This is a genomic window from Lutimonas saemankumensis (assembly GCF_020171465.1).
GTDB lineage: Bacteria > Bacteroidota > Bacteroidia > Flavobacteriales > Flavobacteriaceae > Lutimonas > Lutimonas saemankumensis.
In genome coordinates this window covers 177,499-202,059 of sequence record NZ_JAIUZR010000004.1, presented here as the reverse complement: position 1 = coordinate 202,059, position 24,561 = coordinate 177,499, and the positions used below count along the sequence as shown (strand labels likewise).

The 24,561-nt window shown below is 40.1% G+C and carries 20 protein-coding genes; 12 read left to right on the top strand and 8 right to left on the bottom strand.

All coding sequences use genetic code 11. From position 1 onward, the window contains the following. The first annotated feature begins 17 nt into the window (after positions 1-17). The gene (locus LCM02_RS08645) at positions 18-689 is read left to right on the top strand and encodes a bifunctional 4-hydroxy-2-oxoglutarate aldolase/2-dehydro-3-deoxy-phosphogluconate aldolase (RefSeq protein ID WP_224928120.1); all 672 of its coding nucleotides are present in this window, start codon (positions 18-20) and stop codon (positions 687-689) included. A 45-nt stretch (positions 690-734) separates the two neighbouring features. Here the strand turns inward: LCM02_RS08645 and LCM02_RS08640 are convergent, their stop codons facing one another. Further along, positions 735-1,271: an HD domain-containing protein gene (locus tag LCM02_RS08640; RefSeq protein ID WP_224928117.1), complete on the bottom strand. Its 537-nt coding sequence runs from the start codon at positions 1,269-1,271 to the stop codon at positions 735-737. A gap of 85 nt (positions 1,272-1,356) precedes the next feature. Between LCM02_RS08640 and mscL the strand changes: the two genes are divergently transcribed. Further along, positions 1,357-1,806 carry a large conductance mechanosensitive channel protein MscL gene (gene mscL / locus LCM02_RS08635; RefSeq protein ID WP_224928114.1) on the top strand — a complete coding sequence of 150 codons (450 nt, stop codon included), beginning with the start codon at positions 1,357-1,359 and terminating at the stop codon, positions 1,804-1,806. Positions 1,807-1,840: 34 nt separating this feature from the next. Here mscL and LCM02_RS08630 read toward each other — a convergent pair whose 3' ends face one another. Both LCM02_RS08630 and LCM02_RS08625 read right to left on the bottom strand, forming a co-directional pair. Continuing rightward, a complete protein-coding gene (locus LCM02_RS08630) occupies positions 1,841-2,305 on the bottom strand; it encodes a Na(+)-translocating NADH-quinone reductase subunit F (RefSeq protein ID WP_224928111.1) in 465 nt (154 codons plus the stop codon). A 110-nt stretch (positions 2,306-2,415) separates the two neighbouring features. Further along, positions 2,416-3,756, bottom strand: coding sequence for a hypothetical protein (locus tag LCM02_RS08625; RefSeq protein ID WP_224928108.1), 1,341 nt, complete (start codon positions 3,754-3,756; stop codon positions 2,416-2,418). Positions 3,757-3,984: 228 nt separating this feature from the next. Between LCM02_RS08625 and LCM02_RS08620 the strand changes: the two genes are divergently transcribed. Continuing rightward, positions 3,985-4,725: a LuxR C-terminal-related transcriptional regulator gene (locus LCM02_RS08620; RefSeq protein ID WP_224928106.1), complete on the top strand. Its 741-nt coding sequence runs from the start codon at positions 3,985-3,987 to the stop codon at positions 4,723-4,725. Between the two features lie 22 nt (positions 4,726-4,747). Here LCM02_RS08620 and LCM02_RS08615 read toward each other — a convergent pair whose 3' ends face one another. Together LCM02_RS08615 and LCM02_RS08610 are read right to left on the bottom strand one after the other, a co-directional pair. Further along, positions 4,748-5,101 (bottom strand): hypothetical protein, encoded by a 354-nt coding sequence (locus LCM02_RS08615; RefSeq protein ID WP_224928103.1) that lies wholly within the window; start codon positions 5,099-5,101, stop codon positions 4,748-4,750. A gap of 205 nt (positions 5,102-5,306) precedes the next feature. After that, on the bottom strand, positions 5,307-5,993 hold the full coding sequence (locus LCM02_RS08610; RefSeq protein ID WP_224928100.1) for a hypothetical protein: 687 nt from the start codon (positions 5,991-5,993) through the stop codon (positions 5,307-5,309). Positions 5,994-6,165: 172 nt separating this feature from the next. Between LCM02_RS08610 and LCM02_RS08605 the strand changes: the two genes are divergently transcribed. The 4 genes from LCM02_RS08605 to LCM02_RS08590 are packed head-to-tail and all read left to right on the top strand — an operon-like array spanning position 6,166 to position 12,375. Continuing rightward, a complete protein-coding gene (locus LCM02_RS08605; RefSeq protein ID WP_224928096.1) occupies positions 6,166-8,385 on the top strand; it encodes a DUF5916 domain-containing protein in 2,220 nt (739 codons plus the stop codon). 27 nt (positions 8,386-8,412) lie between these two features. After that, positions 8,413-9,705 (top strand): S28 family serine protease, encoded by a 1,293-nt coding sequence (locus tag LCM02_RS08600; RefSeq protein ID WP_224928092.1) that lies wholly within the window; start codon positions 8,413-8,415, stop codon positions 9,703-9,705. Positions 9,706-9,743: 38 nt separating this feature from the next. Next, positions 9,744-11,174: a DUF1800 domain-containing protein gene (locus tag LCM02_RS08595; protein WP_224928089.1), complete on the top strand. Its 1,431-nt coding sequence runs from the start codon at positions 9,744-9,746 to the stop codon at positions 11,172-11,174. A gap of 10 nt (positions 11,175-11,184) precedes the next feature. Then, positions 11,185-12,375, top strand: a complete 1,191-nt coding sequence (locus LCM02_RS08590; RefSeq protein ID WP_224928084.1) for a DUF1501 domain-containing protein — start codon at positions 11,185-11,187, stop codon at positions 12,373-12,375. Between the two features lie 72 nt (positions 12,376-12,447). On the opposite strand, the gene LCM02_RS08585 is transcribed toward LCM02_RS08590, so the two are convergent. Together LCM02_RS08585 and LCM02_RS08580 are read right to left on the bottom strand one after the other, a co-directional pair. Then, positions 12,448-15,621: a glycoside hydrolase family 2 TIM barrel-domain containing protein gene (locus tag LCM02_RS08585; RefSeq protein ID WP_224928080.1), complete on the bottom strand. Its 3,174-nt coding sequence runs from the start codon at positions 15,619-15,621 to the stop codon at positions 12,448-12,450. A 3-nt stretch (positions 15,622-15,624) separates the two neighbouring features. Further along, entirely contained in the window at positions 15,625-17,169 is a 1,545-nt protein-coding gene (locus LCM02_RS08580) for a sulfatase family protein (protein WP_224928077.1), read from the bottom strand. 179 nt (positions 17,170-17,348) lie between these two features. Here LCM02_RS08580 and LCM02_RS08575 point away from each other — a divergent pair, with 179 nt between their 5' ends. From LCM02_RS08575 to LCM02_RS08555, 5 genes are all read left to right on the top strand, one after another. Continuing rightward, entirely contained in the window at positions 17,349-19,031 is a 1,683-nt protein-coding gene (locus tag LCM02_RS08575; protein ID WP_224928073.1) for a sulfatase, read from the top strand. Between the two features lie 106 nt (positions 19,032-19,137). Further along, positions 19,138-20,292 carry a mandelate racemase/muconate lactonizing enzyme family protein gene (locus LCM02_RS08570; RefSeq protein ID WP_224928069.1) on the top strand — a complete coding sequence of 385 codons (1,155 nt, stop codon included), beginning with the start codon at positions 19,138-19,140 and terminating at the stop codon, positions 20,290-20,292. Positions 20,293-20,306: 14 nt separating this feature from the next. Further along, entirely contained in the window at positions 20,307-21,764 is a 1,458-nt protein-coding gene (locus tag LCM02_RS08565) for an aldehyde dehydrogenase family protein (protein ID WP_224928066.1), read from the top strand. Positions 21,765-21,786: 22 nt separating this feature from the next. Further along, positions 21,787-22,551, top strand: a complete 765-nt coding sequence (locus tag LCM02_RS08560; protein ID WP_224928063.1) for an HpcH/HpaI aldolase family protein — start codon at positions 21,787-21,789, stop codon at positions 22,549-22,551. A gap of 19 nt (positions 22,552-22,570) precedes the next feature. Beyond that, a complete protein-coding gene (locus tag LCM02_RS08555; RefSeq protein ID WP_224928060.1) occupies positions 22,571-23,596 on the top strand; it encodes an L-rhamnose/proton symporter RhaT in 1,026 nt (341 codons plus the stop codon). A gap of 38 nt (positions 23,597-23,634) precedes the next feature. Here LCM02_RS08555 and LCM02_RS08550 read toward each other — a convergent pair whose 3' ends face one another. Next, entirely contained in the window at positions 23,635-24,498 is an 864-nt protein-coding gene (locus LCM02_RS08550) for an AraC family transcriptional regulator (RefSeq protein ID WP_224928058.1), read from the bottom strand. Positions 24,499-24,561 lie beyond the last annotated feature (63 nt).

Below are 24,561 nucleotides of genomic sequence, written 5' to 3'. Positions count from 1 at the left end.
TATTTGAACAGATTATTATGGCACAGTTTTCAAGATTGGAAGTAGCGGAAGTTATGAAGCAAACAGGATTGGTACCCTTGTTTTACCATCCTGATGTAGAAATTAGTAAAGAAGTGGTCAAAGCCTGTTATGATGGCGGGGCGAGATTGCTGGAATTTACCGCCCGCGGGGATTTTGCGCACGAAGTTTTTGGGGAGCTGGCTAAATATGTGAACCGCGAACTGCCGGGAATGATCTTAGGTGTTGGCTCGGTAACTGATGCCGCAGCTGCTTCTCGATTTATGTCTTTGGGAGCCAATTTTATTGTTACTCCCGTGTTACGCGAGGATATTGCCATTGTCTGTAACCGCAGAAAGGTTCTGTGGTCACCCGGATGCGGAACCCTGACTGAAATTGCACGGGCCGAAGAACTGGGTTGTGAGATCGTCAAACTTTTTCCGGGAGGAGTCTACGGGCCTGAATTTGTTAAAGCTGTAAAAGGCCCTCAACCCTGGACATGCATCATGCCAACAGGAGGGGTCTCTCCCAATGAAAAGAATCTTGGTGCATGGTTCAAAGCGGGGGTTACCTGTGTGGGAATGGGTTCTCAATTGATCAAGAAGAATGGTAAAGGGATCTATGACTTAGCTGAGATAAGCCGATTGGTAACACTTTCGCTGGCCATCATTAAAAGAACAAAAAAAGCTTAGTCCATTTAAAGAGGTTTCAGTTGATATACTCATCTTAAAGAGGTTTCAATTGATATACTCATCATAAGCCAGAATTTTTTCTTCAAGCCTTTTTTCGAGATAATTATTGCCACCTTTTAAGTGCATCAATATCATTCGGGCGGCAAGCTGATAGGCAATACGCTTGTTTTTATCCCAGTTTTCAGGTGGTTCCTGCATGTTTGAAATGCGGTCAGCCAGTTTAACGGCCCAGATCTCTTTGGGCTGAAGGCGTATACGGGCCAGGCTGTCTGGAATCTGTAGTTCCTTATCCAGATCTTCATTTTTTGATAAAGAAAGTACGGCATCAGCAACTTTGAAGCCGAAAACTTCTTTGAGTTCTTCAAAAGATGTGTCAGTATCCTCTAATGTGTCATGTAATATTGCTGCCTGAACCGCAAGTTCTGTATTAAATCCTTCCTCATGCTGACTGGCCAGAAGCACTTCCATGGCCACATTGGAAAGATGTACCAGGTAACTGGCCTGATTTCCCGGCATCTTTTGATCACCGTGTTTTTCACCTGCAAATTTGATAGCCTTTTGATACAGATCTTGTAGTTTCATAAGTTAGCTTGAATGATTAAAGATACCGAAATATCAAAACTTTCGATTTTAAAAAATATCTTTAGCCGATCAAAAAACAAATACAATGAAGCTTTTTAAAGAATTTAAGGATTTTGCGGTTAAGGGTAATATGATGGATATGGCCATTGGTATCATCATTGGAGCCGCGTTTAACAAAGTAATTGATGTTTTGGTGAAGCAGGTTATGTTGCCTCCTTTATCTCTTTTATCAGGGAACATGGATATTCAGGACATGCGTATTGTTTTGAAGAACGCCATTGTTGCAGAAGATGGTACCGTTGCTAAAGAAGAAGTAGCCATAGGTTACGGGGCTCTGATAGAAGCGGCCGTGGATTTTTTCATTATCGGGTTTACCATATTTGTGGTGGTCAAATTTATGAACCGACTGATAAAAAAAGCGGAGGACACCAAAGATAAAACTGTCACAACCCCAAAAAACATAGAACTGTTGACCAGCCTTAACGGGTTGATGAAAGAACAGAACGAATTGTTGAAATCACAAATTCAGGAATAAAAAGCACATGACCAACCTGAAACCATGAAGGCAATCATGAAACTGATGGCTTATCTGCCTCCCTTTCCTTGTGCAGTAAAGATAAGTCGAGCTTTTTGTAATGATCCATGACATGCTGCAAGCCGTCCAGCTTACAAAGATATGCCACAGCCGCATCAAGGCCTTTAAACATCATTTCAGATGTAATGACTTCGGCCGGTTTGAGCAGTTTTTTGGATTTTGTCAATGTATAACCACAGGCTTTTAAAAAAACCGCTTCCGTGATAATCAATTCAGACGGGCTATACCCATTGATCCTGCGGCCTAAATTTTCATTTAAAATACCCAGGTAGTTTAGCCTCATTGAACCATGAACATCTGTAAAATATTTCCAGGAGTCATAATTGTCACAAATATTTCCTACCGCACAATGCTTACAGTCTTCAGGGTTGAGCTCCCCTTTGTAAAATGCCGTGTACATCTTGTCCAGCGCCTTCTCTAATCTTTTTGGTAATAGCATTTTTTCAATTTTTAGTTGCCTTAAGATACAAAAAATTTAAAACTCTATCCAAAAAAGGAATATTTGTATAACCCTTGTGTAAAATAATCCATTAAGAGTTAAACAATCTTTTAAAATAGGGAATCATCAATGGTATACACCCTGATACGCCGGTCATGCTTCGATTTATAACTTGTAATAACGTTTCCGTCTTTACCCAGTAAAGTGGCAATCTTTAAATTGATATCCTTAATTTTCTGGATCTTGATGCGTTCATTGTGAGCAGGGCTGTATTGCTCTTTTTCTACGAGGTTCAGGATCTCACTTGACGGTACTTCTTTTTTCTCGAGAAGTAATTTCAAGATCTCCATTGAATCTGGTTTGAATTCCCGGAATTTATTTCTGTATTTCAAGCCATTGTCCAAGATCTGAAGCTTATTGATTTTTTTTAATCTACTTTTTCCAATCAGGAATACCGTGACAAGAAGCGCAATAGAAAGTACCAATATCAGTATTTGCCTGATCCAAAAGGAATTGTTCCTGTAAAACTTAGCCTGGCTTACAACAGGCCCTAAAAAATCTTCTTCATCAACAATATTCAGATAATGGTTTCCTGACGATCCCATGACCAGGTAAAATTTACCGCTCCAATAGGTACCGTACACAATAGCTCTAACTTGTGCAGACACCGGACCGTGTTTAAAGATGGTTTTGGTATTGTTTTCAATATCAATTTCGATGATCTCGTTCTTATCCACCAATAACAACTTGTTTTTAACCTTTATTTTAATATACCGGACGGTAATATCGAAAGGATCGTGCTTTCCCAGAAACTTCCATTTACCATTTCTAAAGTTATAGCTCCATGCCTCATAGTTCATAATCCTTTCCCTTCTATTCTTAGGATTCACAGATTCACCACCAAAAATATAAACCCTGTCAGATTGCTTGATACCAAAGAGATTCGAAATTCCCGGAGGAATTGGGCCACCCTGATCAGGCTGATATACATCCCATTCATCCTGATTTTTTAAATAATAAGTGAAAAAGTCACGGTCGGACCAAAAACCGTATCCACCATACTTGAATGCTGTTTCATCGTGTTCAAACAGAAAGGAACCATACTGCATTTGATGGTTAAAAGACTTATCAATTCTTTTAATCGTATCATTTTTGATCATGTATACCATTCCTCCTGAATTTGACACAAAATACAAGGTGTCATTCGCTGTGATAATCTGATTTTCAAGATAATTAACATCCTCAGAAAGCCCCTTCTGAAGTGTCAGAGGCCGAACATCCCTTTTAAAATCATTCAGGTTGACCGTTAGCACTCGATCTTTAAAAAATATATAAAATTCCTGTTTGAGAGTATCTAGAGATGAATTTTGATAATCCTTAACATATTCAAGTTTGATTTTCTGAGCATAGCTGCTAAGCCCTATAAATAAAATAAAAAATAATAATCTCATTATTATGCGAGTATCTTATAAGCCCAAATATACGCTTTAATTTTGCATTAAATGATCGATTTCATTTTATCGAAACTGAACAACATTTTTATTCAGCCACTTCCCCTCGAGTATGAATTGCTAATTGGATGTTGCATTCCAGGAATTAATTGATCCACTGCGGGAAACCGTAAAATCAGGAATGCAACATCGATTAGCTTTACGTAACATTTCTAATAGTAAAATGGTATGAAAGGATTTTTAGATATGATTCATACTTTGCTTGAGAATGATATTTCTTTGGAGCAGGAGATTTCTGGTTTTGAGGATCAGAAGATCTTGAGTAATGAATGTTTATACATTTTGGATTTTAATAAAAATGAACTAATCCATAAAAAAGGATTTCAAAGCCTGTTAGGTTATTCCGATGAAGAGATGAATGCTGAGCTGCTCTTTGAAGGATTTCATCCTCAGGATAAAGAAGTCATAATAAAGGTAATTCAGGAAGCCATACTTCATACCTTGAAAAATTCCAGGGAAGGAGACCAGAATTCATTGTTCCTGAAATACAGACGGCGCAAGAAGGACGGAACTTATATTACAGTACTGAGTCAATCATTTATTTACGATCTGGATAAAAACGGGAAGCGTATGAAATCTATTACCCGTATGACAGATGTGAGTTTTACCAGTGAGAAAGACATTGTTAGTTATTCTTTTAAGGCGAAGAATCTTGATCAGGAATCTTTTCAAAGAAAAATTTACGAAGCCTACCAGGATTTTTTTACTTCAAGAGAGGTTGAAGTTATCGTGGAAATGTTTAAGGGTATAACCAACCGTGAAATTGCTGAAAATCTTTTTATCAGTGAACATACAGTGGCTACACACAGGAAGAACATATATAAAAAATCTTCCTGTAGCAGCCCGTATGAACTCAAGGTTTTTTGCGAATCCAAAGGAATCCTCAACCATAATTATAAGCTGAGGTAAAACGTTTCGAGGATTTTAAAACTTATCCCTTATAACCAATACCCACTAAAGTAACTTCGATTCCTCTTTTATTGAATCGTTTGTCTTTGGATGCTTCTTCATCGATATAGATCACCGAGTAGCCTTTTTCAGCAGCCTGTTTTTTTAGTTCCTTCAAACAATTCTTTTTGACCTTTGACTTGGTGCCAAAATTAAGGCTGGTCTTGATGGTTTCTGTCATTTTACTTCCCTGGGTCATCTCTGCCACCTCATTAAGGTCATAGACCACCTGAACTTCTTCCCAATTTATTGTAGTCTTTTGTTCTTCTGAGGTTTGTGCCCATCCCATGCCAAACGTCAAAAACATCAATGCCAGTACCGCGAATTTTTTTGTCATAACCTTATTTTTAATTCTGTTGAAATATTTGATTTAATACAAAAATAATAAAATGTTTTATATATAAAGCAAATATGACAAAATATTAACATAATATTGAGAATATGATAAAAATCATGAAAATTGGTAAAAAGGGTGTAAAATTGCGAGTACAAAAAAAGACTACCATTTGTGTAGTCTTTTTTGATTTTATAGTTGAATGTTTTTATCTGTTTCCGAGGCGTGGAGGCGGGAAGTTAAAATATTTTCCTGATAACTCTCGGCAAGGATCCTGCCAGATCAGCTGGATCAACGCGAAATCTTCATAACCTTCATATTGAAGATCCAAGCCGATTTCATGACCATTTTCATCTAGAAAAACATTATGTCCATTAGGCCCTCCAGCGACACTTGTGGCATTTACTGGTACAGCTACGTATTTGATAACCTGTTTTACGTTACAAATATTCCCGTCTTTGTCTTCATGTGAACCCGTGTATTTGTTGATCAACCAGGCACCTGTTCCTCGGTAGTTATCCTGTCCAAGGGCATAATCCAATCGGTTGTCCCCGTCACAGTCTTTATTGGATAAAAATGCATCGTTCCAGATATCTTCTATAAACCATCCTTCATATAGAGGGTCATCAAAGGTTCCCCTGAAAATTCTTGCCTGATAATTGTATCCATCGGCATTAAACCCGGTTGTGATTACATTACCATCTGCATCGAGAATAGTTCCGTCCTGGATGGTAGCACAATCTTCATTGGCATTTTTCAAAGCGGACTTTCCAGATTTAAGAGAAGCCTCTGTCTCCAGTGCCATGTCCGTATCGATACCTTCTGAGTTATCACATGAGATAACAAGAAGAGAGATAAAAACAATGCATGCACTTAAACATTTGAAATTCTTCATAGCTTGAATTATTTAGATATTACCAGGCAAAACTACAGGATATCAGGATTTTAAGCAAATATTTCAAAAAAAATACCCTGTTCAGGGTACATCGAATTACATCCTATTTATTCGATAAAAATCATGTTTTATTAATCAGTAGCTTATTATATTAGCTTTGTTAAATGTGGGTATGTTGAAACCGATCAAGAGTCTTGTTTTTCTTTTCTTACTTTTTGGGTTGCAGTTTCTTGCGGCGCAGGATTCCCTTAAACTTGAACAAAAGGAGATTCACGTAAAGTGGATGAACAAATTGATCGATATAGACGGTTCTTTGGATGAAGATGTCTGGAATTTAGCTGAAGCGGCAGGAGATTTCTGGCAATATTTTCCAACCGATTCTCTCAAAAGCAGTGATCGGACAGAAATCAGGATGCTTTATGACAACAAATACCTCTATATAGCCATCAAGGTTTTTGCAAAGGGAGAAGATTTTATCGTTCCTTCATTAAAGAGGGATTTTGATGCCCGTGGCAATGATAATATCAACTTGCTTTTTGATACCTATAAAGACGGTGCCAATGCATTTTTCTTTGGCAGTAATTCCCAGGGAGTGCAAAGAGAGGCTTTGATATCCGGAGGTGGAGCCAATTACAGGGACTTTATTAATACCTGGGACGTGAAATGGGAAAATGCATCAAAAATCTACGGTGATTATTATATCGCTGAAATGAAGATTCCCCTGGCATCTTTTAAATTTAAGGATCAGGAAACGGTTTGGCGATTTAATTCTTACCGATTTGATACTCAATCAAATGAAATAAGTTCCTGGTCACGGATCCCCCAAAATCAGACCCTGACCAATCTTGCTTTTATGGGGGATATGATCTTTGAAAGGCCACTGGACAAGGTCAAAACCCAATTTGCCCTGATTCCCTATGTGTCAGGTAATGTGACTAAGGATTTTGATATTGATCAAACGACCACTGATTTTTCGATAGGAGGTGATGCTAAAATTCCTTTTGGGAACAGTTTGAACCTGGATCTTACGATCAATCCGGATTTTTCCCAGGTAGAGGTGGATGAGCTGGTCATTAATTTAACCCGTTTTGAGGTGTTTTTGCCTGAAAAAAGGCAGTTTTTTATCGATAATGCCGACCTGTTCTCTGATTTTGGGAATGCCAGGGCGGCCAATCCGTTTTTTTCGAGACGCATTGGTATTGCTGAGGATCTGGAAGGGGATAACATCGAAAACTCCATTATTGCCGGGGCAAGGTTAAGTGGAAAGATCAATGAGAATTTAAGAATCGGGGTGCTCAATATACAGACGGCTGAAGATGCTGCCAATGAGATTCCGACCAATAACAATACCGTGGTTGCCGTTCAGCAAAAAGTATTTAGCCGCTCAACAGTGGGGTTTATTTTCGTAAACCGGCAGGTGACCAAAATGTCCGATTTTGTTGAGGATGCCGAAGAATTTAACCGTGTGCTCGGACTGGATTTTAATTTAAGGACAGAAGACAATAAATGGATAGGAAGAGCCTATCTGCACAAATCCTTTGCACCAGAAACCGGAGATAAAGACTTTTCTTCAGGGGGCTATCTGGAATACAATACCCGGGAATGGAAGTTCAATCTCGGGAGCACTTATGTGGGAGAGGATTTTCAGGCAGACCTGGGTTTTGTAAGGCGTAATGATATCATCACCGTTGATCCGGTGGCAACCCGCGTTTTTTATCCTGTCGGGTCAAAAGTGAATACACATACCATAGAGGTCAGGGCAAATTCTACCTGGAGCCCGGACCTGGACTTCAAATATACCGATGGGATGGTTGACCTTGAATATCAGATACAACTGAGGAACCAAAGCAGTATAGAGATGGCCCTGAATCATCGTTATACTTATTTGCTCGAAGATTTTGATCCTACTGGTTCTGATGAAGGAGAACCCCTCCCGGCTTTCAGTGAATACAATTACAGCAAATTTGATTTTACCTATGAGTCGGATCGGAGGAAGGATTTTTCCTTTACCGCCCGAACCGACCTTGGTCAGTTTTTTAACGGATACAGATATTCCCTGACCAGCGATTTTAGATTAAGGTTGCAGCCTTATTTTACGGCTTCGTTCAGGTCCAGCTATAATTACATTGATCTGCCAGACCCATATTCCACCGCCTCTATCTGGTTCGTCGGCCCGAAATTTGAATTTACCTTTACAAAGAACCTTTTTTGGTCTACATTTATACAGTATAACAGCCAGGATGAGGATTTTAGTGTCAACTCAAGGCTTCAATGGAGGTTTAAACCTTTATCGGATCTTTATGTGGTTTACAATGACAATTACAAAACAACTCCATTCGCACCCGGAACCAGGGCGCTAATCCTGAAGTTTACCTACTGGATCAATATTTAAAGAAATTAAGAATAAATACTAATCACCATGAAAAAATACATTTTTACCCTACTGTTTATAGTCGCTGGCATGAAATTGACCTCGGCACAGGAACCAGTTTTTGAAGACCTGCTGTACCAGTTACCGGATGTGATTTTTACGGAAATTAAAACGGCCAAGGACTATGAAGCTTCTTATGAACTGAAGATCAAACAACCTTTGGATCATGACGATCCTTCTAAGGGGCACTTTTATCAGCGTGCCTTTTTATCACATAAGGGATATGATCGTCCCACCGTGATCATTACGCAGGGATATACCCGTACGAGAAACTATATCGGTGAGCTTGCTGATTTTCTGGGAGCCAATCAGATCGATGTAGAGCATCGTTTTTTTGGAGAAAGCATGCCTGACACCTTAGATTATAATTACCTGAATTTAAAACAGGCTACCGCTGACCTTCATCATATCCGACAACTTTTTGGAGCCATTTACCAGGCCAAATGGGTGAGCACCGGTATTTCCAAAGGAGGTGCCACCACCATCTATTACCGTTATTTCTATCCCGAGGATGTGGATGTCAGTGTACCTTATGTGGCACCTATCAACCGTGAAGTGGAAGATCAGAGATTATACAGTTTTCTGGAAACAGTCGGGTCGGATGAGTGTAGGCAAGATATCAGGTCATTTCAGGAAAGGATCCTGTCGGCAAGAGAAGAAGTATTACCCCTTATGAAATTTTACAGCCTGGGAGCCAAAGTGGATTTTACCTACCACAGTTTTGAGGAGGCTTTTGAATTTACGGTTTTGGAATATCCGTTTTCTTTTTGGCAGTATGGTCATGACTGCGGGGCTATTCCCGATGAAAGCGCCTCTGCTGAAGAAATGGCAAAATACTTATTGTCCATTTCGGATATCGCTTTTTTTGGCGATGAACAGATTAAGACATACGGGTCCCACTATTATCAGTCGGCTCAGGAAATGGGTTATTATGGTTATGAAACCAGTAAATTTGAAGGCTTTTTAGTGTCGCTGCCAAATGACGAGAACCCCCAGGCTACCTTTGTTCCGAATAAAATGGAGGTAACCTTTGACGGACAACTTTTAAAAGAAGTCAATGCCTGGCTCCAAAAAGGAGTCGACCGAATGGCTTACATCAATGGAGCCATAGACACCTGGTCGGCCACGGCTGTTCCTGAAAGTGAAAATGGAGACGCTGAATGGTTTTTTATGGAGGGAAAACATCATGGAAATGCCAGGATCAAAAACATGACCGAGGAAGAAAAACAGCGATTTACTGCCGCCATGGAGCGATGGCTTTCGATTGAGATTGAAGAATAAATTCATAGGAAAAGAACAAATTAGATTAAACCTTTTATATGGATTCAGGTCAAAGTTTTAATGATAAAGTTATGGCTATGAAAAGAAATCACATTCTTCACTTGTATTTAAGAGCTGGATTTGGAATCGGGTACAGCGATTTGAATGCCCTTGAGCAGCACTCAAAACCTGAGGTCGTATCGTCCCTGTTCAGGCATACTGACCAGTTCGACCCTTTGGTCCTCGATCTTACTGAACTTGAAGCCAAGGTCCAGGCAAATCGTAAGCAGGGTATGGCCAGGATGGATAAGTCAGATTTCAGGGATTTTCAAAAAAAGAGCATGGAAAAAATTAAGGAATTTAATGCTGCCTGGATCGATCGAATGAAAAAGCCGGAAGTTTTGCTTAATGAAAAGATGACTTTGTTCTGGGCCAACGTATTTGTTTGCAGAGACAATAATATCTTCTATGTCCAACATTACAACAATACCCTGAGAAAGTATGCACTTGGGGACTTTAAACAATTTGTCAAAGCAGTTTCCAGAGAAGCGGCCATGACAAAATACTTGAATAACAGGCAAAATGTCAAGGAGAGCCCAAATGAAAATTTCGCAAGAGAATTAATGGAATTGTTTACCCTTGGCGTGGGAAACTACACAGAACAGGACATTAAAGAGGCAGCCAGGGCTTTTACAGGCTGGTCATTTAAGAGAAATGGAGATTTTGTTCTGAGACAGCAACGGCATGACTACGGGAAAAAGACGTTTTTTGGTAAAACAGGAAATTTTGACGGGGATGACATCATTGATATAATCCTTGACCAGGAACAATGTGCACGATTTATTTGTAGCAAAATTTACCGCTACTTTGTAAATCCCGTTATTGATGAAGGGAATCTGGATGAGATCACGGCCGTATTTTATAAAGATTATGACATCAAAAACCTGATGGCACATATTTTCAGTTCTGAATGGTTTTATGACGAACGGAATATTGGTGTAAAGATCAAATCACCCATTGAGCTCCTTGTTGGCATTCAAACCTTTGTGCCTGTTGAATTTGAGCAGAAAAATCAATTGATGTATTTGCAGCGAATGATGGGACAGGTATTATTGTACCCCCCTAATGTTGCAGGATGGAAAGGCGATAGAAACTGGATCGATTCGAATACCTTGATGTTCAGGATGAAGTTGGCTTCCTTACTCTTGAGCAATACCGGTATTGACCTAGATGAAAAAGGAGAGTTTGAAGATTCGTTTGAAAAATACTACCAGAATCAAAACAACCGCAAGCGATTTTTAAAGGTGAGCAGATCATGGGAGGATTTTGACAGGCAGTATGACGACCTCGCTCCAGAGGAATTGAAACAGGCCCTTCTGATTGCTAAAATTGATTCGGATACGGAAAACTTCCTTTCAAAATTAAAAATAAATGACCATCGAATGTATTGTGTGCAATTGATGTCTGTTCCTGAATATCAACTCTGTTAACCTGAATCCAATGAAAAGAAGAGAATTTATAAGACAAAGCAGCTTGACGAGTAGCTTATTCATGGTCCCCGGTTTTTTAAAAGCCTTTGAAGGAATACCTAATGGATCTTTAGGGTTTAAAAAACTTGTGATCATACAGTTATCCGGCGGTAATGACGGGTTGAATACAATCGTTCCTTATCGCAATGATATCTATTATAAAAACAGGCCCGGGATCGCTATTTCAAAAGATGATCTGATCAGGATCAATGACGAAATGGGTTTTCATGCTCATCTGGGCCCCTTGAAAAACCTGTATGATCAGGGATATCTTTCAATAATCAACAATGTGGGGTATCCAAATCCAAACCGATCTCACTTCAGATCCACGGATATCTGGCATACGGCAAGCGACTCCAACGAATATTCAAATACGGGATGGATAGGACGATATATTGATACCTATGGCCAAAACCCGCATGCTGGGATTGAACTGGATGATAGTTTGTCTTTGATGATGAAAGGAGAAACAATTAACGGAATAGCTACCAAAAATCCAGCCGTGCTGTTCAGGAATATGCGAACCCCATACTTTAAAAAGGTTCTGGAACATCAAAGCGACGCCCATTTGAGCGAACATAATCTTGGATATTTGTATAAGACCATGATCGAAGCTGAGTCTTCGGCGAAATACATCTATGAAACCTCCAGGACCTTTACAAGCACAGAGACCTATCCGAACAATCCTTTTGCGAAACAGTTAAAAACAACGGCACAGTTTATCAATTCAGAAGTTGAAAGCAAGGTTTATTATGTGTCTATGCCGGGATTTGATACGCATGCCGGCCAGGAAAACAAGCAAAAAAGATTACTAAAAACCTATGCAGATGCAATGGAAGTCTTTATTAAGGACCTCGAGAAAAATGACAGCTTCAAAGACACCCTGGTGGTAACTTTTTCAGAATTTGGGCGCCGGGTAAAACAGAATGCGGCCGGAGGTACAGATCATGGAACGGCTAACAATCTGTTTATTATTGGAAAAAATCTGAAGAAAAGCGGATTTTATAATGCGGCACCAAACCTTTCAAAGCTTGATGCCAATGGTGATCTGATCTATAAGGTGGATTTCAGGTCAATTTATGCTACCATTCTGGATAAATGGCTCGAGGTAAATGACCAAAAGATCCTAAACAAAGGCTTTGATAAACTGAATTTTATCTAAGCCATGACTTTTTTATTTTCAGTCCTTCAAAAACGATCTTTGTTTGCGAAAGAATCTATTTCTTCTAAAGATCTATTTTTTTGACGGAACCATCCAGTAGGTGTAAAAATAATCCTGATAAGGTAGCATATACTCTTTTCGTGGCAGGGCTCCCCAGCTATTGACACACCCAACACCTGAGGTGTATCCGTCAATATTCAGGTATACTTCATCACGAGGGTTCAATAGCCTGCCGTGCGCTTGAGTGGTCGTTTTGTCTTTACCCGAATCCAGGTCCTCAATTTTAAAGTGAGAAGCCGAAAAATTCAATAATTCAGGTCCAAAAAATCGTACGGATAATCCATCAGCATTAGATAGTTCTACCCATCTGATATCCGTTCTGTTCCCATTTTCCTGAGGCCTGGCATACATGGTAAAAAGATCTTTTACTTCACTTGAATAAAGCCCGATATCGGTTGAGTTTTTACGGTCTATATAGGACTCATCCGGCCCTCTTCCATACCAGTCGGTTTGCGTAAACCCTTGAGGCAGAACAAATTCATTTCCAAATTTATATATATTGGCATGTTCATTCTTTTTATACTTCCCCTTAAATCCGCCAACTGAAATATTACTTTTTCCTTTAACAGCGTTGAGGTCATTTTCAATTTTGACGGCTCCGTTTGATAATACGGTATAGGTCTGGTTGAAAATGGCATCCCCTTCCAACATCTCCTGACTGAAGCGGATCTCTATCTGTTTTTTTGATTTTTTAATCTCGTGAGAAATAGCCTGAGGTTCCTTACCCTGAGCAAACCATTCTCTGTAATGGACAGGTGTTTTTGCACCGTAGTCGTTGTCTACCGGAGCTCTCCAGAAATTGACTTGTGCCCCCTTCGAAATGATGGTCTCTCCTTCAAACTCGAATGTATGGATCGTTCCTGAAGTTTTATTGAACGCAATGCTAAACTTGTCATTTGATACACTGATCAAAGCACCTGTTTCTGAAAGTTTCAGCTCTCCCGAGGTAACTGCTGGTTCAACTACTTTTACCTTACCTGAGTTCAACGGGAACTGTGCCTTTGCAATTTCAAAACCCGCAGCAATCAAGGGTTCCTCCTCAATGAGTTTGACCGAAAAATTGATAAAGTATTCTTTTGAATCATTGATCTGTGCCTTAAATGGAATTCCAACGATACCACTTTGTTGGGGCTCGATATCTAAATCGCTGATCGTACCACGCTCAATTGCTTTTCCATTTTCAACAAGGGTCCAGTCAATCTTATAATTTGAAAGATCTCTAAAGAAATACCAGTTTTTAACTTTGACTTCATTGATTTTGAGCCCCTCTTTATAAAACTTGACATTTTGCATGATCTTTTTAGCCTCAAGGATGTGCGGATTCAAACTTTTGTCTGCCTGAATCAATCCATTGTTCAGAAAATTATGATCACTCGGAGTTCCTTCGGGCCCAAAATCACCCCCGTAGGCAAAGAATTCTCTACCATCTTTTTCTGTTAACAGGCCCTGATCCTGGTAATCCCAGATAAAACCACCCTGTAGCTTGTCATATTTTTCAAACAGGTCCCAGTATTCCTTAAAACCACCTAAGCTATTTCCCATGGCATGGGCATATTCACATGGAATAAACGGCCTTTTTTTACTGTCGTCTTTTGCATATTTCTCAAGATGATCATACGAAGCATACATATGTCCGATCACATCGGTGTTCCACTCTTCAAGGGCACGCTCATAATGCACAAATCTTGTTGGGTCTAGTTCTTTGGCCCTTAAATAAGTCTGGTAAAAGTTGTAACCATTTCCGGCTTCATTACCCAAGGACCAGGCAATAATTGATGGATGGTTCTTGTCTCGGATGACCATGCGTTCAGTTCGCTGCATATGTGCCTCGAGCCAATCCGGATTATTTCCTAAGGTCTCATTTAAATTATACCCGATGCCGTGTGATTCAATATTGGCTTCGTCATAAACATAGATACCATACTGATCGCATAGTTCATACCAGTAAGGATCGTTTGGATAATGACAGGTTCTGACGGCATTGATATTATGGGCCTTAAAGATTCTTATGTCTTCGAGCATGCTTTCACGGCTGATAACGTGCCCTGTAATATGGTCGTGTTCATGTCTGTTGACACCTTTTATCAAGATGGGTTGCCCATTGATAAGCACCTGGCCTCCCTCAATTTTGATATTTCTGAAGCCAACTTTCCTCGATATCGCTTCAAGGGTATTTCCTTTATGATCTGAAAGTTCGATAGAGAGGGAGTAGAGATTTGGTGTTTCTGCGGTCCAGTGCAAAACATTGGCGATACTTCCTGATAAGGATTCTTTTAGCTGCTTGTTTTTGTCAAATACGATAGGTTTGGAGCTTTTAAAAACGGATTTACCTTCCTTTGATAATTCTACATTGAGGTTCCCTTTGAATTTATCCGCATTTACATTGGCAACCTTTAAATCGATCTCAAAAATGCCATTGACAAATTGATTATCGAGGTCTGCTAGAATGGTAAAGTCCTGAATATGTACTTTTGGAGTTGCATAGAGGTATACATCTCTTTCGATTCCTGAAAACCTCCAGAAGTCCTGATCTTCCAGATAACTGCCGTCAGACCATCTGTATACTTCCAAGGCAATAGAATTTTGTCCTGACTTTACATAGGGAGTCAGGTCGAATTCTGCCGGTAATTTTGACCCCTGGCTGTAACCCACTTTTTCGCCGTTGACCCAGATATAAAAGGCCGATTTTACGGCACCTAAATGAATGGTAATTTGCTTTTTGTCCCAGGACGCAGGAATTTCAAAGTTTCTCTTGTAGGATCCCACGGGATTGTAACCGTCCGGGATGTCCGGAGGGCTAGGTTTTTTATCAAAACTAAACGGATAAGGAATATTGGTATAGATCGGGATGCCATATCCTTCCAACTCCCAGTTAGCAGGTACCTTAATGTCATTCCAGTCAGACACATCAAAATCTTCTTTGAAAAAATCTACGGGCCTGTCTTCAGGTGTTCTTACCCAACTGAATTTCCATATCCCGTTCAGGGATTGATAGTTTTTAGAAGCACCTGGGTCATTACCTGATGCCAGTTCAGTTGATTCATAGGCAAAAAAGGTCGCTCGGGGTGGTAATTTATTAATTTCAACTACGGCAGGGTTTTCAATAACAGGGTCCAGAGTTTGTGCAGATCCTGTTAAGCAAACGATGACTATGGCGATATAACTTATGAGTTTTGAATTATTCATTATCTAATTTGATTTTTCCTGATTTTTCTGTGCTTTCTGGTATTCTTTATTCAACTTGCCATATCCGGGTTCTATTCCCTTCTTCATTTTGGCAATAACTTCAGGCCTTTCCTTGTTGAGCCATTCCATGATCTCAACCGATTTAGGAGGCGGGCAATTTTCCCAGATGATCTCTTCCAATCCATAGTCGTGATTTTCAGTGTTCCAATCCTCGTAATAACCCCTCATTTTGTCGGCAACGGCCTGATATTCTGGGTGATCTATCAAATTTACCGTTTCATAGGGGTCATTGATTCGATCATATAATTCTTCTTTGGGCTTGGTTGGTTCGAAAAATTTTGACTGTAACTCCGTCAGTTCGTTTTTCTCATTTAATCCTCTCATGACATGAACGGCGGGCCTGTAAAATTCCAGATAGGCCTGATGTGCGTCATAAGACTGATCTGTAATGTTGTTTTTAATATACCTGTATTCGGTTGTTGTAATCGCTCTGGATTGTTCCAGTATTTCATCCCATAGGTCCCTTGCCGAATAAACATACTCTCTCGGTTCGTTGTCTTCTTTGATAATAGACCTTGCTGTCATATAATCAGGAATTTCCACTCCTGCAGCATGAAGGATCGTTGCTGCCACATCGACTGAAGCGACAAGTCTTTCCTCTTTTTTACCACCTGTCAGGGCAGCCGGCCAGTTCACGATCAGAGGCAGATGTAACCCGGGCTCATACAAATAACCTTTACCTCTTACATTACATCGTCCGTTATCACCTATGAAAATGATGATGGTGTTGTCTCTCATACCTTTGGCTTCAAGATCTTTGAGCAGTAACCCAACTTCATTGTCCATATACTCCATCTGATCCAGGTATTTTGCCCAGTCTTCTCTGATTACAGGGGTATCTGCATAATAAGGTGGTAAGCTAACAGCAGCCGGGTCAACTTTGTGTTTTGACTGAGCCCTAACCCCGTTCCACCAGCCCCCGCGATGGGTTACGTGCAAGGTGACCTGCTGGAAAAAAGGTTGATCTTCCGGAAGGACCTCGTGTTTTTTATCAAACAGTCCAAAGTTGTTTTTACCATCCCATTCCCCAATCATCGTATGCTTGAAGTTGACATCAATCTTTTGACCGTTTTGCCTTACTAAATTACTTCCGATGATGCAGGTATAACCCGCATCTCTGAGATAAGAAGTGATCGGTTTATAGGGCTCCATCAAGGGGATATCACGGTTGGACCTGTGGTGCTGGGTATTGCTGATATTTTGATGGACCCCAACCATCATGTTTGATCGGCTCGGTGAGCAAATGGAATTGTTGCCATAGGCATTCATAAATTGAATACCATCGGAAGCCAACTGATTTAGGACAGGAGTTTTGACTCCCTGCATCCCATAGCACTCAAGATCCGTGCTAATGTCTTCAGCGAGAAGGAACAAAATGTTGGGTTTTATTTTAGCGCTTTGATCGTCTTGGCCTTTTTGACCCTTGGTTGAGCAAGTCGCAAAAAAAATCCCTATTAAAAGGAACGATAACATTGAATATTTTTTCATCAACTTAATTTGTTAGTGCATGTTAGGCTACCGGCAAATATAGGATAAAAATTATATAAACCATACCTGTCCGTACCAGTTTGAATAAAAATTTTTTTGTACAGGAATTTATACGTTTATTTGTCATGAAAATGGTTGTCGGTATTTATGTTCCTGTACTAAATTTTATCCAGTTTCAAATGAAATATATCAACACATTTCAGTTATTCAAGCTACTAATCCTTCTTCTTTTTCTGAGGGATTGCAAGGCACAGTCCGATAATTCTGTCAGGGATCATCCCAATGTGTTGTTTATCATGGTTGATGACCTGAATGATTACCAAGGGGTTTATGGAGGACATCCCCAGGCATTAACTCCAAGTATCGATAATTTTGCAAAATCGGCAACGGTATTCACCAATGCCCATACAAATTCTCCGGTGTGTCAACCTTCACGGAATAGTTTATTTACAGGTGTTTATCCGCATAATTCAAGAGATTTTGGGTGGACACCACACTTTCGACAAGCTGTTTTAAAGCATAATAAAACTTTTATTGAGCTCTTTAAGGAAAACGGTTATCAAACATTGGGAACTGGAAAATTATTACATAAAAATGTGAAGAAGTACTGGGATCAATGGGGAATTCCGGAAGGGATCAATTACGGACCGCATGCCTTTAGCGGTATTGATGAAAAAGGAAAGCGAATCATGGGGCATTCTTCAGTACCGGAACCTTTTAGAAGTATCAATGTGGTTGACGGATCATTTGCACCTTTATCTGATACTCCTGTCATTCCGGATGGAAAGGGAGGATTTAAGAAAACAGGCTGGACCTATGGCAACCGGCCATACCGATACAATAATGACGACGACAGGGATCTGTTACCTGACGAGCGGCATGCGCAGTGGATCTCAGGAAAAATAAAAGAACTTGATGATCAGGGTGGATCGGAACCGTTTTTTATGGGGGTAGGATTTGTGAATCCACACACCCCTTTATATGCACCTCAAAAATACTTTGATTTATTCCCTCTTGAATCGATCCAAATGCCTGTTGTACAAGATGGAGATGTTGATGATATTTTTTATCAGACGGTTTACGCGCAGACAGAAATGGGACTCGCATATTACAGAAAATTAAAACAATCTTATCCTAACGGGGATGAAGGCTTGAGAAGATTCTTGCAGGCTTACCTGGCATGTGTTGCCTTTGTAGATGATCAGATAGGAATCGTACTGGATGCGCTGAATCATAGTCGGTTTAGAGATAACACGATTGTGATTCTTGTCAGTGACCACGGATGGCAAATGGGTGAGAAAGCATATTTGTACAAAAACTCTCCCTGGGATGAGAGTACACGAATTCCTTTTATAATCAGAGACCCAAGGCTATCAGATCCAGTAGAGGAGATCGATCATGCGGTATCCTTGATCGATCTATACCCAACCCTCATAGAACTATGCGAGCTTCAGGCAAACGACAGTGCAGCGTCTCCGTTGCAAATGGACGGGTTCAGTTTAAAACCTTTTTTAGCTGATGCCAAAACTTCTGACTGGGAAGGGCCAAGGGGGGCTCTTACCGTTTTAGGGGCTGGGATCAATAAACCGATTGAGGGAATCGGGGTGAGCAAGAACCCAGGGGCCTTGTGGCATATTGAGATCATCAACGATCTGGATACGTCCTATGTAAAGAAACAGAATTATACCTATCGGACAAAAGACTGGAGGTATATCTTGTATCATAATGGAAAGGAGGAGATGTATTATCACCCGGATGATCCTTATGAATGGGTGAATCTGGCAGGTGAAGAGAAGTTTTCAGACATGAAAATCAGGCTGCGGTCAGAGATGATGGAAATGATAGACTCAGACGGGAGGTAATAAATGAACTATGATTGATAATTGCAAATATTATAGGTGCAAGCCTATGATCTACTTTTAGAATTGCTTAAAAAGCCGATCCCAGATTGGCTGAAAGAATAAAATTATGATCATAGAAAAGGTTGAAACCTTTGTTTTAAAGGACAAACTGTCAAAAAGTTTTTTCTTTTCCCAATGGGAATACTCAGAACGTTCAATATGTGTTGTAAAAATAACAGCATCTGACGGGACCTATGGATGGGGAGAAGGATATGGGCCGGCAAAAATTCTTGAAGAAGGGGTGAATTTTTTAAAACCAATTGTGATTGGTTCGGATCCTTTGAAAAATGAATTAGTATGGCATCAGATGTACAGAAAAACTTTGGATTATGCGAGGAGAGGAATTCTTGTATCCTCCATGAGTGCCATTGATATCGCCATCTGGGACCTGAAAGGTAAAATCCTGGGTGTAGCTGTGTCTGCCCTTTTGGGTGGTGCACATCGTGATAAAGTAAAGCCTTATGCCACTGGTCTTTATTTTAGGAATTATGAGGAGCCTTCAGTAGAATTTGGAGAGGAGATTGAGCGTTATGTAAAACAAGGATTTAAGGCGATTAAAATGAAGGTTGGCCTAGGTGTAGACGAAGATTATGAGAATGTAAAGAAAGTAAGATCCATGATTGGGGATGAGATTGAATTAATGATCGATTCCAATCATGCCTATAGTTTAAAAGAAGCAGTGAGTTTGGCCAGGAAACTTGAACCCTTGAACATATCGTGGTTTGAAGAACCACTGTCTCCTGAATTTTATGATCAGTACAGGGAATTAAGAGAGAAGACCACGATACCGATCGCAGCCGGGGAATGTGAGTATCTAAGGTATGGATTTCATCAGTTGCTCAGAAGTAAATCTGTTGATATCCTGCAACCTGATATTTGTTCAAGTGGCGGGTTAACAGAAGCGAAACGGATTTCAACTCTGGCATCGGTTTACGGGATAGACGTGATTCCGCATACCTGGGGAACTTCAATTGGAATGCACGTGGCGCTTCATTTTATTTCGAATCTTGAATTGATTCCGGGGCGAATGAAACAGCCTGATTTTTTAATGGAGTACGATCAGACCGAAAATGCACTTCGTGAAAAGCTAACCTTCCCAAAGGTTATCATGAAAGATGGGTTTATTAAGGTTCCAAAAGGGCCTGGACTTGGATTGGATGTTAACGAAGATGTGCTCAGGGAGTACGATATTTCTAAAATGAAAGATAAAAGTATCATATGATAAATCATGGTAAAATGGAAACAAAACATTTTGGATACAAGAAATTATATATCAACGGAAAGCTGATCGACGCTGAAGGCAATAAAAAAGCGGATGTGGTTTGCCCGGCAAATGGAGAAGTTATTGCTCAAATTGCAGAGGCAGGGATCTCTGATGCCGAAAAGGCACTTGAAGCTGCTCAGAATGGTTTTAAATACTGGTCCAAATTATCCCTGGCGAAAAGAACTGCCTGGATGATGAAACTGCGATCCGCGGTTCTCGAAAAGGAACATGAATTAAGGACTGCAATGGTTTACGAAATGGGTAAAAACTATGAGGGAGCCTATGAAGACATTGAAGCTGTGGTCAATGCTTTGGAATGGTACCCGGGTGCCATGAAAAATTTACGTGAAGAGCTGATACCTGATTACGAAAATACACATACACATAAGATGATTTCAAAACCTGCGGGGGTGGCTGTGGCGTATCTGGCCTGGAATTTTCCCTTACTTAATGTAGGCTTTAAACTGGGCCCGGCACTGGCGGCTGGATGTTCATTGATCATCAAACCTTCTTCTTTATCACCGTTGTCTGCCTATATCCTTGGTGAGATCCTTTACGAAATCGATTTTCCTGCAGGTGTCGTAAATATACTCACCGGGCCAAGTAAATATGTGGCAAGTACGATGACTAAAAGCAAGATTCCATCGGTATTGACCATGATTGGATCTACTGAAACAGGGAAAAGAGTTATTGCAGATAGTAACACCTCGATCAAGAAGTTGGGTATGGAACTTGGCGGGAATGCTCCTTTTATCATTTTCGATGATGCCGATTTTGAAAAAGCACTAAATTTGGCGGTGACTTTAAGTTTTTGGAATTCCGGTCAGATATGTGTTGCAGCGAATCGAATATTTGTACATAAAAAGATCTATCAGAAATTTTTAAAAGCTTTTGTAGAAAGGACTTCTGAATTGAAATTGGGCCTTGGAACAAAAGAACATCCTGAAGTATTTATGGGGCCCGTTGTGACCCGAGAGGATCGTGACAGGATGTTTGATCTGATCGATGATGCTCTGGACAAAGGAGGGAAATTAGAATACGGAGGGCAAATTCCAAGAGATTTACCTGAAAATGGAAACTGGATAGAACCCACGGTTATTTCGGGTATTACTTCTGAGATGGACCTGTTCCGTAAAGAGACTTTTGGGCCGATTGCGAGTATTTTGAGTTTTGAAACTGATGATGAGGTCCTGCAGTTGGCCAACGATACCGAATACGGATTAGCTTCCTATATTTTTACAAATAACCACAAAAGAATAGAACGTTTTTCAGAAGATCTTGAATTTGGAGAAATTCAGATCAATGGGGTGAAATATGCCATTTATCTCCCTCACGGAGGAATCAAGAATAGTGGTATAGGCTATGACTGTTCTCATCTGGCCCTGGATGATTATTTGGTTAAAAAAAGAATATCAACAGCAATAGATTAGGGTTGCTATTGGGAAAGAAATTATGAAAAGGAATCAATTAAAAGATCATCTTTCAAAGGGGAAAACTGTCTACGGGCCGTTCTGTAAAATCCAGGATGCGACCATGGTAGAAATTGCGGCGTTAAGCGGCTTTGACTTTATCATTTTGGATATGGAACACGGACCCTTTAGTATAGAAACAGTTCAAACCTTGATCCGGACAGCTGAGGCAAGGGGAATAACCCCTGTGGTACGTGTCACGGAGAATTCAGAGACCTTGATTTTGAGAACATTGGATGTTGGGGCCAGATGCATTCAGGTTCCTAAAATTTCCTCAAAATCAGATGCTCAGAAAGTTATTAAGGCCACTAAATTCTATCCACAAGGGGAAAGAGGTATGTGCCGCTATGTAAGGGCGGCCGATTATACTCATGAAGATAAAGCTAAATATTTTGGCAGTGCCAATGAGTCTATTCTCACAATTATCCATATTGAAGGACTTGAGGGACTTGATAATTTAGCTGAGATTCTCGAGGTGGAGGGTATTGATGTGATCTTTTTGGGGCCCTATGATTTGTCTCAATCTTGTGGGGTACCGGGAGAAGTAAATCATGAAAAGGTAGTTTCCAAAATGAAGGACGCCGTTATTTTAGCTCAAAAAAGGGGTAAAAAAATAGGGACCTTCACCGAGAATGTGGAAGATGCCGAAAAATGGAAACAAATAGGGGTTCAATACATAGCCTATTCCGTTGATGTTGGCCTGGTCTTGAATGCTTATCAGGAAATAAGTCACAAACTAAATAATTAACTAATCAGATCTGCATATTATGGATTCAATGTTTTTTCCTTTCTTATTAATCATATTTGCCAGTGTTTTTCAAGGATCTTTTGGACTCGGCATGAAGTATATGGCTCCCCTAAAATGGGAATCGTGGTGGCTGGTGCATGCAACGATCGCAATGCTTATTATTCCTGTCATTTGGGCTTACCTTGTAGTACCGGACCTGTTCGGGGTATTGGCTACGGCTTTTTCTGACCCGGCAATGAACGAAGTTGTTTTTATGGCAATGTTGTTCGGTTTTTTATGGGGTATCGGAGGTATTCTTTTTGGGGTGAGCGTTCCCTATATAGGCCTTTCACTGACCATGGGAATCGTGATGGGTCTTGCAGGATCTGTTGGAGCCCTAATTCCCCTGTTGCTCATGGATGACGCCAGTTCAACTCCTCAGTTTCCCTATGTTATAGCGGGTTTGATCGTTACCCTGTCAGGGGTAGCAATTACAGCAAAAGCTGGAATAAACAAGGATAAACTGGTAAAGGAAGAGGTGTCAGAAAAATCAAACATCGGAAAGGGAATTTTTATTGCTGTAGCCTGCGGGGTCTTATCCGCCTTACTCAATGTGGGATTCGTAAGCGCTGCTCCAATCGCTGAACTGGCTGAAAAGGCGGGTGCTTTGGATAGAAATGCGAGCCTGGCTGCCTGGGTGGTGGTACTCCTTGGAGCTTATATCATGAATGCAGGTTATGCGATATTTTTACTGATCAAAAATAATTCCTGGAACAATTTTAAAGTTGCTGGATCAGCCAAGGCCTATAAGTGGGCAATTATCGCAAGCATATTCTGGTTTGGTGCACTCGGTGTATACGGTCAGGGAGCAGCTTTGATCGGACCAATAGGAGGGGTAATAGGTTGGCCGATGTTACTGGGACTATCTTTGATTGTGAGTAATTTCTGGGCCTATAAAGCCGGAGAATGGAAAGGTGCTAAGAAGCCATTCAAACTCTTGTTGGTTGGTCTCGTGGTTTTGATCTTTGCCAGTATTTTGCTTGGATATTCGAACTCAGTATCCTGATATGCGGAAGCCATAATCATGAATCATCATCGGGGAATCTAATAATTAAGACTCATGTACTTATTTTTGTATTCACTGGCGGAAATACCTTTCATATTCTTGAAAATACGGTTAAAACTGGAAAAGGAATTAAACCCGGTATCATAGCAAATTTCTGCGATACTCTTTTCTCCATTAATAAGCATTTGACAAGCCTTGTTTATCCTGAATTCTCTGATGAACTGGAAGGCCGTCTTACCAGTTCTGTTCTTAAAGAACCTACAAAATGAATTTGTAGTCATATGGGCTACTTCGGCAAGATCTTCCAAGGAAATATCTTTGGTATAATGGTTTGAAATGTAATCAATTATTTTTTGCATCCTATCCTCACCTCTGTCAGAAATTCTGGAAGAAAAGTTTTCACTTGCCAAATACTGGTAGTTACTTTCCTGTGAGAGAATTTGAAGCACAGATATAAGATGAATAATCTTATCGGCGTCTTTGCATTTTGACAATTTGATTAATTCTTTACTTACCTTTTTAGCAGTTTCTTTGGAGAATATGAGCCCCCTGTGAGCAGATTTTAGGAAACGATCGATTTTTGAGAATTCCGGAAGAGAGAAGAGAGGGACATCATTAAATTTCTGACCAAATTTTACTACAATAAAATCAACAGATTTGGATTCGTCCTTTTCGTCATTTTTGAACAGGTGAGGCAATCCTGACCCGAGAAAGACCAATTCCTCACCTTTAAAATGATCCATATTATCTCCAACAATCCTTACTCCCTCGCCCTTGATGGTATACAGGATTTCGAATTCTTCATGATAATGCCAATGAAGCCCGTAATATGGAGACTTTTTTCTTTCTACATAAAAGGATTCAAAATTCGAAATTGTGGATGGATGATATTCTAGTTTCAATGTATACCCGATTTAAATATATCAATGGGGTGTAATTTAAACCATTTCTATCATTATCTGCGC

Excerpts from the sequence above, each read along its gene's own strand:
- LCM02_RS08605 (WP_224928096.1), top strand. The coding sequence starts at position 6,166 with ATGTTGAAACCGATCAAGAGTCTTGTTTTTCTTTTCTTACTTTTTGGG.
- LCM02_RS08565 (WP_224928066.1), top strand. The coding sequence starts at position 20,307 with ATGGAAACAAAACATTTTGGATACAAGAAATTATATATCAACGGAAAG.
- LCM02_RS08580 (WP_224928077.1), bottom strand. The coding sequence starts at position 17,169 with ATGAAAAAATATTCAATGTTATCGTTCCTTTTAATAGGGATTTTTTTT.
- LCM02_RS08620 (WP_224928106.1), top strand. The coding sequence starts at position 3,985 with ATGAAAGGATTTTTAGATATGATTCATACTTTGCTTGAGAATGATATT.
- LCM02_RS08560 (WP_224928063.1), top strand. The coding sequence starts at position 21,787 with ATGAAAAGGAATCAATTAAAAGATCATCTTTCAAAGGGGAAAACTGTC.
- LCM02_RS08600 (WP_224928092.1), top strand. The coding sequence starts at position 8,413 with ATGAAAAAATACATTTTTACCCTACTGTTTATAGTCGCTGGCATGAAA.
- mscL (WP_224928114.1), top strand. The coding sequence starts at position 1,357 with ATGAAGCTTTTTAAAGAATTTAAGGATTTTGCGGTTAAGGGTAATATG.
- LCM02_RS08570 (WP_224928069.1), top strand. The coding sequence starts at position 19,138 with ATGATCATAGAAAAGGTTGAAACCTTTGTTTTAAAGGACAAACTGTCA.
- LCM02_RS08595 (WP_224928089.1), top strand. The coding sequence starts at position 9,744 with ATGGATTCAGGTCAAAGTTTTAATGATAAAGTTATGGCTATGAAAAGA.
- LCM02_RS08610 (WP_224928100.1), bottom strand. The coding sequence starts at position 5,993 with ATGAAGAATTTCAAATGTTTAAGTGCATGCATTGTTTTTATCTCTCTT.
- LCM02_RS08575 (WP_224928073.1), top strand. The coding sequence starts at position 17,349 with ATGAAATATATCAACACATTTCAGTTATTCAAGCTACTAATCCTTCTT.
- LCM02_RS08645 (WP_224928120.1), top strand. The coding sequence starts at position 18 with ATGGCACAGTTTTCAAGATTGGAAGTAGCGGAAGTTATGAAGCAAACA.
- LCM02_RS08555 (WP_224928060.1), top strand. The coding sequence starts at position 22,571 with ATGGATTCAATGTTTTTTCCTTTCTTATTAATCATATTTGCCAGTGTT.
- LCM02_RS08615 (WP_224928103.1), bottom strand. The coding sequence starts at position 5,101 with ATGACAAAAAAATTCGCGGTACTGGCATTGATGTTTTTGACGTTTGGC.
- LCM02_RS08630 (WP_224928111.1), bottom strand. The coding sequence starts at position 2,305 with ATGCTATTACCAAAAAGATTAGAGAAGGCGCTGGACAAGATGTACACG.
- LCM02_RS08585 (WP_224928080.1), bottom strand. The coding sequence starts at position 15,621 with ATGAATAATTCAAAACTCATAAGTTATATCGCCATAGTCATCGTTTGC.
- LCM02_RS08640 (WP_224928117.1), bottom strand. The coding sequence starts at position 1,271 with ATGAAACTACAAGATCTGTATCAAAAGGCTATCAAATTTGCAGGTGAA.
- LCM02_RS08625 (WP_224928108.1), bottom strand. The coding sequence starts at position 3,756 with ATGAGATTATTATTTTTTATTTTATTTATAGGGCTTAGCAGCTATGCT.
- LCM02_RS08590 (WP_224928084.1), top strand. The coding sequence starts at position 11,185 with ATGAAAAGAAGAGAATTTATAAGACAAAGCAGCTTGACGAGTAGCTTA.